Below are 8852 nucleotides of genomic sequence, written 5' to 3'. Positions count from 1 at the left end.
CTGATCTGGATGAACATGATGTGCATATCGGCGATATCTGGCGATTAGGTGAAGGGCTCTTGCAAATATCGCAACCTCGCAGTCCCTGCTGGAAAATTGACGAGAAACTGGATTGCCAAGGTGTGGCAGCCTATATCGCCGAAACCTCCATAACGGGATGGTATTTTCGTGTTCTTAAGGCGGGCATGGTTAAGGAGTACGACAGACTGGAGTTGCTGGAATCCGTGAATGAATGCTATCGCCTGAGCTCATTGCTGCAACAGATGCGACGCGACGATCCAGAGACTGGGGGTGCGTTGCAAAAATGGATGGAAGCACCTGGCCTTGCCGAGAATCTTCGAGTGAAAATTGAAAAGCGCATAGGGTATCTGAAAAATTCACACCGATAAAACCTCCTGGCTTCGCAGTAACGTCCAAAGGACAGCTCGAAAAACCCGCTTCCCTGAGGAATGATAAGCTCAAAAATCAGGATTCAGGACATTTTACTACGAATTTTGTAGTAAACAGTATTTTTCAAGGCCATATTTCCACGCTTTTCCACATTACGGGCATACTTCTGCTCTGATCGGCCCCTTTTCGAGAAAGGTTAGACGTTTGATGTTGGAGGTCACGACCATCATGGTCATCGCGAAGTTTGCGCGTACCTGGCCGATGGTCCGAATACGCTTGCCACCCATTTGTTCTATAGCTGCAAATATGTGCTCTACCCGCGCCCGCACTTTGATTGCAATCACCACTTGGCCGCTTTGGTGTTTAATGCTGCGATCCACCACAAGAATATCCCCATTATGGATGGCCGCACCCGTCATGGAGTTACCGGATACCCGCAAAAAGAAGAATGCCCCACTATTGGGCAGGCAGTATGTATTCAAATCGAGCGTCTTTTCTACATAATCGTCAGCGGGGGATGGCATGCCTGCCGCGACCTTGGAAATGTATAATGGTGCTGCTGATAAAGATGCATGCGCATCAGGCCACATCACGGTCAGCCCCACCTTGGCAGGCTTCTCTATGGTTATTGTATCCAGCGCCATGGCAATCCTATTCAGAGAATCAACTTGAATGACTTTTACAATTTTGGCAGCCAGATACGGATGCTGATTGGTCATTGCGCATGTCTGCAATCTACCAGGTTGCGATTTACAGGAAAATCTCACGGCCCCTGAAGTTAGCCACTGACGATATCCACCTAGCCGAATCCCCGTACCAGTCTCGGAAATGCGCGGCTTTCCATATCAGGCAGGGTGTTGCCCCCGTACCGCATCCACCAGTACCTTCTCTGAATCTGGGTAGATTTATGGCCGGTGATAACCTGTACGGTCATTATCGGGATGCCTTTATCACACAAACGGCTTGTCGCTTCATGGCGTAAATCATGAAAAGTCAGCCCTTCAATACCCGCTCGTTTGACAGCCCGATTATAAACAGCCCGCATGCCATCATTCGTGTACTACCAAACCTTGTCATACTGTCCCGTCGCCCTGACCTGTTGCCGTTGTAAGGCTTCTTCTGCGCGCTCAGACAAGGGCACCAGTCTTGCAGACCCATTCTTGGTTTCGGGTAGATAAGCAGTATGGTCCAGCCAGTTGATGTGACACCATTCCAAGTCCATGATTTCCCCTTGGCGCATGACGGTTTCAATGGCGAAAATCACAATATCTGCCAGCAAACGAGATTCTTCATTACCAACCAACCGTTTATCTCGACATTGGGGCAGTTTGGGTTTACGGATCAGTCCTACCGGATTGCTCAGAGCTTCCATGCCCCATTCCTTGCGGGCCATATTGAATAGATGGGAAAGCAAGAAGGCCAGATGCAGGCGAATGGTATTGGGGAATTTGCCTTTGGCTTCCATTATTGCCCTCTTTTCTGACACTCAATCTGGGTACAGTTTAGGCATTATTTGAGCAAAACTCGCTAAGTAAATGTTTTATATGGTGCCGTTGAGGGGAATCGAACCTCTGACCTACTGATTACGAATCAGTTGCTCTACCGACTGAGCTACAACGGCGTGGGCGCGATTGTACCTGTCATGGGGCAGCGCGACAAGAATCCACCCCATGCCCGCCCCATCGTGAAAATCACTCCGGTTCGTCAGTAATCAATTCCCGGCGATGTACGTAAAAACCTTTCAAATAGCTGCTTTCGGGCACAGCGGGGTGGATGGGGTGATCCATGTCCTGGGTCCCTTCGCCGATGATGGCGTAATCGCCTCTTTGCGCGCCAAAGGCAATCTGGCCGAGCAGCGTCTCGCGGTTGAGATGATGGGAGCAGGAGGCCGTGAACAGAATACCGCCCGGCGCGAGCAGGCGCATGGCCAGATCATTGAAGCGCCGGTAGGCAATGCTGCCTTCCTTGAAATCCTTTTTGGATTTGATCAATGCCGGGGGGTCGAGGACGATGAGATCAAACTGCTCTCCACGGTCCCGAAGTCGGGCCAAAGTTTCCATGGCATCATCGTGCATAATGCGAATAGGAGCTACGGCATTGCGCCGGGCATTTTCTTCCAGTAAGGCCAGAGCGGGTGCCGAGCTGTCTACTGCGGTGACTTCAAGCGCCCCGGCCTTGGCCAAGGGAATGCTGAAAGCGCCGAGATAGGCAAAGCAATCCAGCACGCGCCTACCGGGGGCGTAGCTCAGCAGGCGTCGACGATTGGCGCGATGGTCGTAAAACCATCCGGTTTTTTGACCGCCGCGCGGGTCCATCTCAAATAAGCAATCATTCTCCCAAATCTGCAGACGCTCCGGAACCTGTCCGAACAGAACTTCTACCCGATCTTCCAAACCTTCCAGTCGCCGCGCTGCGCCGCCCGCTTTCAATAATATACCCGTCGGGTGTAAAAGTGCTTGCAGGGCGTTGACAATCAGGGCGATGTCCCGATCCATACCCAGGCTGCCGGGCTGTATGACCAAGGTATCTTCATAGCGATCAATAATCAGGCCGGGCAGGCCATCTCCCTCGCCATGCACCAATCGGTAAAAAGGCGCGGAAAACAATTTTTCACGCATGCGCAACGCCTGTTGCAGCCGCTCCTGATAAAATGCTTCATTGATCAGTAGGTGGGGATCACGGCTGAGGAGGCGCCCGCAAAGGAGTGTGTGCGGATTGATATGCGCCAGGCCGATGGCTTTTCCTTGGGCATCTTCTATTCTGCAGACACTGCCGGGCATAATTCCATGCAGAGGTGTTTTGGCGACGTCGACTTCGTTGCTGTAAATCCAGAGGTGACCGGCACGCAAACGGCGGTCTTCCTTGGGGCGCAGGCGCAGAACAGGGTAATGGTGGATGGCAGACATGATCAAAACCTATAGGAAAAGGAAAGTTGCCCCGGCATTTCGGGGGCGGGTAAGGTCCTGCATTTTACAGATATTTCGTTGATCCGTATATTGAGCGCGCCGTGTATTTTATCCGGTGCTGTCCGAAACCCGCCACTCAGGAGATTCTCTGTGCCTATAGTCGATAATATTCGTGCCATCCGTTGGGAAGACCATCAGCTTTACCTGCTGGATCAGCGCTTGTTACCACAACAGGAAATCTGGTTGCAGCTGGGTGACTATCGCGAGGTGGCGGTGGCCATTACGCAAATGGTAGTGCGCGGGGCGCCGGCGATTGGCGTGACTGCGGCTTATGCCATGGCATTGGCGGCACAGGAAATGCGGCAATTTTCTGATTGGCAGCAGCGTTTGGCAGGAGCAGCAGCGGAAATCAAGGCGGCGCGGCCCACCGCCGTCAATTTAGCCTGGGCAACAGATCGTCAATTAACGCTGGCGCAAGGCGAAAGAGCTGCTGACCGGGCTGCGGCATTATTGCTGCAGGCCGCCCATGACTTGCTGGAACAGGACATCGCCGACAATCAACAGATGGGTCGCCATGGCGCCGCCTTGTTGCCCGAGCAGGGCGGCATCCTCACGCACTGCAATACCGGGAGTTTGGCCACGGGGGGCTATGGTACGGCGCTGGGCGTCATCCGGGCGGGCATTTCTGCCGGAAAACAACTGCAGGTGTATGCCGACGAAACCCGGCCCTGGTTGCAGGGTGCGCGCCTGACCGCCTGGGAACTCCAGAAGGACGGCATTCCCTTTCACCTGAATGCGGATAGTGCGGCGGCTTATCTCATGCAGCAGGGGCTGATTCAGGCGGTGATTGTAGGCGCTGACCGGATTGCCGCCAATGGTGATGCAGCCAATAAAATCGGAACCTATAGTCTCGCAGTATTGGCGCAATATCATCAGATTCCCTTTTATGTGGCAGCACCCTTAAGTACGGTAGATTTCGCCATGCCCGCCGGAGAAGGAATTGTTATTGAAGAGCGTCCGGACAGCGAAGTCCGGCAGTGTGCGGGTCATGATGTGGCTCCAGCGGGTGTTAAAGTGCGCAATCCGGCTTTTGATGTCACCCCGGCTGCTCTCATAACGGCGATCATCACGGAAAAAGGCGTGGCCCGACCGGACTACCTGCACAGCCTTGCCGAGTTGCGTGGCTGAAACATGCAGAAAGCGTCCTGTTGTGACATAATGCCGCGTTAAAATAATCAAGGATAACCGGTCTTCAGATGATAGAGTTCGCCAAAGAAACCATTCCCGTCAGTCTCGAAAAGGAAATGCGCCAGTCTTACCTCGACTACGCCATGAGCGTAATCGTCGGGCGGGCGCTTCCTGATGCCCGTGATGGCCTGAAACCGGTACATCGTCGGGTGCTTTTTGCCATGCACGAGATGAATAACGACTGGAACAAGCCCTACAAGAAATCTGCCCGCGTGGTGGGTGATGTCATTGGTAAATATCATCCGCATGGAGATACTGCCGTATATGACACCATGGTGCGGATGGCCCAGGATTTTTCCATGCGCTATCCCCTCATTGACGGGCAGGGTAACTTTGGTTCGGTGGATGGTGACAGTCCGGCGGCCATGCGTTATACCGAAGTACGCATGTCGCGTATTGCCCATGAAATGCTCGCCGATCTGGAAAAGGAAACGGTGGATTTTGGCCCCAACTACGACGAGAAAGAATGGGAACCGCTGGTCATGCCAGCACGGATTCCAAACCTGCTCATCAACGGTTCGGCCGGTATTGCGGTGGGCATGGCCACCAATATTCCTCCCCACAACCTGACCGAAATCATCAATGCCTGTCTGGCATTGGTGGATGATCCGCAGATAGGTGATGAAGATTTGTTCGATCTGGTGCCTGCACCAGATTTCCCGACTGCCGGCTACATTCTTGGACGGGCCGGGAGTATCGAAGCATACCGCAGTGGTCGGGGCCGCGTGGTCATGCGTGCTCGTACCGAATTTGAAACTGACAAAAAAACCAATCGGCAGAGCATTATTGTTGCGGAATTGCCCTATCAGGTGAATAAGGCCCGTCTGATTGAACGCATTGCCGAAATGGTCAAGGAAAAGCGTCTGGAAGGCATCAGTGACCTGCGCGATGAGTCCGATAAGTCGGGCATGCGCATTGCCATTGAGTTGAAGCGCGATGCCAACGCCGATGTGGTGCTCAATAATCTGTTTCAGCATACGGCCATGCAAAGTGTTTTCAATATCAACATGGTGGCTTTGCTCGACGGTGCGCCCCGGACTTTGGGTTTACGTGAACTGCTCGATGCCTTCATTCAGCATCGTCGGGAAGTAGTAACCCGCCGCACCATTTTTGAACTGAAAAAAGCGCGTGATCGTGCCCATATTCTGGAAGGTCTGGCGGTGGCTCTGGTCAACCTCGATCCGCTCATCAGTCTGATTCGTGCAGCGGCCAATCCAGCGGAAGCCAAGGCCAGAATGCTGGAGCGGGTCTGGGAACCGGGGATGGTGGCTTCCCTGCTTGCCGAGCGTGGTGAACCCTCTGACGGGATGCAGGCTGATGGTTATCACCTTTCCGAAACCCAGGCACAGGCAATTCTCGACTTGCGTCTGCATCGGCTGACCGGTCTGGAGCAGGATAAAATCCGTGATGAGTATCTGGGCTTGCTGGATCGCATCAAGGAATTACTGGAGATTCTCGGGTCCCATGTGCGCTTGATGGAAGTCATTCGCGAAGAGCTGGTCGCCATTCTTGATCAGTACGGTGACGTCCGACGTAGTGAAATTGTGGCCGATACCGGCGATATTTCCAATGAAGATCTTATTGCCGAAGAAGAAATGGTGGTGACCTTCACCCATGCCGGTTACATCAAAGCCCAACCGGTCACCGTATTTAATGCCCAACGTCGCGGTGGTAAAGGGAAAATGGCGACGACCACCAAGGAAGAAGACTTCGTGGAGCGGATGTTCTGCGCTTCTACCCATGCCTACTGCCTGTTTTTCAGTAACCTCGGCAAGGTGTTCTGGCAAAAAATTTATCAGTTACCCCAGGCGGGTCGCGGCGCCAAGGGCAAGCCGATTGTGAATCTGCTGTCGCTGGCTCCCACCGAACATATTACTGCGGTGTTGGCGGTGCGCGATTTTACGGAAGGACAATTTGTATGCATGGTGACTGCCCATGGGGTCGTCAAAAAAACCCCGGTCATGGATTATTCCCGACCGCGCAGTCAGGGTATTAATGCCATCAATCTTGATGATGGCGATCGTCTGGTAAGCGTCTGCCTCTCCGATGGGCAACGCGAAGTCATGCTCTTTACCCGTCACGGCATGGCGGTCCGTTTCCCGGAAGAAAAAGTCCGGGCCATGGGGCGTAATACCCGGGGTGTACGGGGCATCAGTCTGGCAGAAAACGATCGGGTAATTTCTGCGGAACTGGTCGATGCGAATCAGATTGTACTGACAGCAACAGCCAATGGTTATGGCAAGCTCACGACGGTCGAGGAATATCGGCGGACCAATCGCGGCGGTAAGGGCGTCATTGCCATCCAGACGAATGATCGCAACGGGAATGTGGTTGGCGCTCTGGCCGTGACGGAACGGGACGAGTTGATGTTGGTCTCCGACCACGGCACCCTGATTCGCATTGCGGTGGACAGCATCCGGCGCACCGGTCGAAATGCCCAGGGGGTGCGTCTGATTAATCTGGGCGAGGGCGAGCAGCTTGCCGGTTTGGCGCTTATTGCAGAAACAGATGAAGAGGAGGGGGAGCAGTCCGAACTGCCCCAGGAATAAATCATGAATCAGCCGGTATATAATTTTGGTGCGGGTCCTGCCATGTTGCCGCCTGCAGTGCTGGAGCAAGTGCAGGCGGAACTGCTGGATTGGCATGGTCGTGGTATTTCCGTCATGGAAATGAGCCATCGTGGCGCGGATTACATGCAGATTATTGCGGATGCCGAGCAGGATCTCCGTGGTCTCATGAACATCCCGGAAAATTACAAGGTCCTGTTTCTGCAAGGCGGCGCCACCCTCCAGTTTGCCATGGTTCCGCTCAATTTGTTACGTGGGCATCACAAGGCCAGCTATGTGCAGACCGGCATCTGGTCAGAAAAAGCCTTGAATGAGGCGCGGCGTTTTGCTGAGGTGGAAGTTTCTGCGAGTAATGCCGATCGTCAGGCCCGTCTGGTACCGCCCCAGTCCGAATGGCAGGTCAGCAAAGACACTGCTTATGTGCATATTGCCGGCAATGAAACCATTGGTGGTGTGGAATTCGATTTTGTGCCGGAGCTGGGAGAGATTCCGCTGGTCAGCGATGCTTCTTCCCATATTTTATCGCGCCCCGTGGATGTCAGCCGGTTCGGGCTGATTTATGCGGGTGCCCAGAAAAATATTGGTCCGGCTGGCTTGACCCTGGTCATTGTGCGTGAAGACTTGCTGGGACAGGCCCCGGCCAATACGCCCACCATGCTGGATTATGCCGTGCAGGCCAAAGAAGATTCCATGCACAATACCCCACCTACCTTTGCCATTTATGTGGCCGGTCTGGTGTTCAAGTGGTTAAAAAAGACCGGTGGCCTGCAGGCTATGGCCGAACGCAATGCGCGCAAGGCGGAATTGCTTTATCAGGCCATAGACGGATCAGCGGGTTTTTATGCCAATCCGATTGAACCGCGTAACCGGTCATGGATGAATGTGCCCTTTACCCTGAAAAATGCCAATCTGGACAAGGCATTCCTGCAGGAAGCCGAGCTTCAGCACCTGCTGCAGCTCAAAGGTCATCGTCTGCTGGGTGGGATGCGCGCTTCCATTTATAACGCCATGCCCGAGGCCGGTGTGCAGGCGTTAGTGGATTTCATGCGGGACTTTGCCCGCAAGCACAGCTAGGAGCGTTGCTTTTGAAAACATCCCCGCGCAGCCTGGTGGAATTGCGTGCCGCCATTGATCACGTCGATGGCAAAATTCTGGCGTTGCTGAGCGAGCGGGGCCAACTGGCCCACGCCGTGGGTGAACTCAAGCGCGCTGAGGGCGAAAGCCGTTTTTATCATCCTGATCGTGAGGCAGAAATCCTGCGACGGATTATGCAGGAAAATCCCGGACCTTTTACAGATGCCCAGGTGGCCAGCATTTATCGGGAGATTATTTCGGCAGGACTGGCTCAGGAAGAAACCCTGCAAGTCGCTTATCTGGGGCCGGCAGGGACATTCTCGCAGATGGCCGCACAAAAACATTTTGGCCGTTCGGCATCTTTTCAACCGACGGCCAGTATCCCTGAAATTTTTCGGATGGTGGATGGCGGGCAGGCACAGTTTGGCGTGGTTCCGGTGGAAAACAGCACCGAAGGTTCTGTCAACCTGACGCTGGATTTGTTACTGGATTATCCCCTGCAAATTTGCGGAGAGGTGCAGTTACGCATTGTGCATAATCTGGTGGCCAATATTCCTATGGAGCAAATCCGCAAGGTTTATGTGCATTACCAGACCCGCGCCCAGTGTCGACAATGGCTGGCTGCGCATCTGCCCCATGTCGAGTTGGTGGATGTCCCCAGTAATGG

Annotated in this window: 6 protein-coding genes, 1 tRNA gene and 3 pseudogenes; 5 read left to right on the top strand and 5 right to left on the bottom strand. The window is 53.8% G+C overall.

From position 1 onward, the window contains the following. A partial coding sequence (locus AC2VLY_RS12540) for an MOSC domain-containing protein (RefSeq protein WP_486893168.1) occupies positions 1 to 389 on the top strand: 389 nt, incomplete at its 5' end. A 153-nt stretch (positions 390 to 542) separates the two neighbouring features. Here AC2VLY_RS12540 and AC2VLY_RS12535 read toward each other — a convergent pair. The 5 genes and pseudogenes from AC2VLY_RS12535 to AC2VLY_RS12515 all read right to left on the bottom strand — a co-directional run. Further along, a pseudogene (locus AC2VLY_RS12535) lies at positions 543 to 722 on the bottom strand (transposase); the annotation flags it as partial. A gap of 12 nt (positions 723 to 734) precedes the next feature. Next, positions 735 to 980 (bottom strand): annotated as a pseudogene (locus AC2VLY_RS12530) (LexA family protein); the annotation flags it as partial. A gap of 209 nt (positions 981 to 1189) precedes the next feature. Further along, positions 1190 to 1762 (bottom strand): annotated as a pseudogene (locus AC2VLY_RS12525) (site-specific integrase). A gap of 173 nt (positions 1763 to 1935) precedes the next feature. Continuing rightward, positions 1936 to 2011, bottom strand: a tRNA-Thr gene (locus AC2VLY_RS12520). Positions 2012 to 2081: 70 nt separating this feature from the next. Next, positions 2082 to 3296 carry a class I SAM-dependent rRNA methyltransferase gene (locus AC2VLY_RS12515; protein WP_193650097.1) on the bottom strand — a complete coding sequence of 405 codons (1215 nt, stop codon included), beginning with the start codon at positions 3294 to 3296 and terminating at the stop codon, positions 2082 to 2084. A 150-nt stretch (positions 3297 to 3446) separates the two neighbouring features. On the opposite strand from AC2VLY_RS12515, the gene mtnA reads away from it, so the two are divergent. The 4 genes from mtnA to pheA all read left to right on the top strand — a co-directional run. Then, entirely contained in the window at positions 3447 to 4484 is a 1038-nt protein-coding gene (gene mtnA, locus AC2VLY_RS12510; RefSeq protein ID WP_486893167.1) for an S-methyl-5-thioribose-1-phosphate isomerase, read from the top strand. A gap of 68 nt (positions 4485 to 4552) precedes the next feature. Next, on the top strand, positions 4553 to 7093 hold the full coding sequence (gyrA, locus tag AC2VLY_RS12505) for a DNA gyrase subunit A (protein ID WP_193650099.1): 2541 nt from the start codon (positions 4553 to 4555) through the stop codon (positions 7091 to 7093). 3 nt (positions 7094 to 7096) lie between these two features. Then, positions 7097 to 8185 carry a 3-phosphoserine/phosphohydroxythreonine transaminase gene (gene serC / locus AC2VLY_RS12500; protein WP_486893166.1) on the top strand — a complete coding sequence of 363 codons (1089 nt, stop codon included), beginning with the start codon at positions 7097 to 7099 and terminating at the stop codon, positions 8183 to 8185. An 11-nt stretch (positions 8186 to 8196) separates the two neighbouring features. Next, positions 8197 to 8852, top strand: a 656-nt coding sequence (pheA, locus tag AC2VLY_RS12495) for a chorismate mutase (RefSeq protein WP_486893165.1), incomplete at its 3' end; no start/stop codon positions are given.

Source organism: Acidithiobacillus sp. TH-A36, from assembly GCF_057473445.1.
Note: the sequence above shows the minus strand (reverse complement) of the source record. Positions and strands in the feature narration are given on the sequence as shown.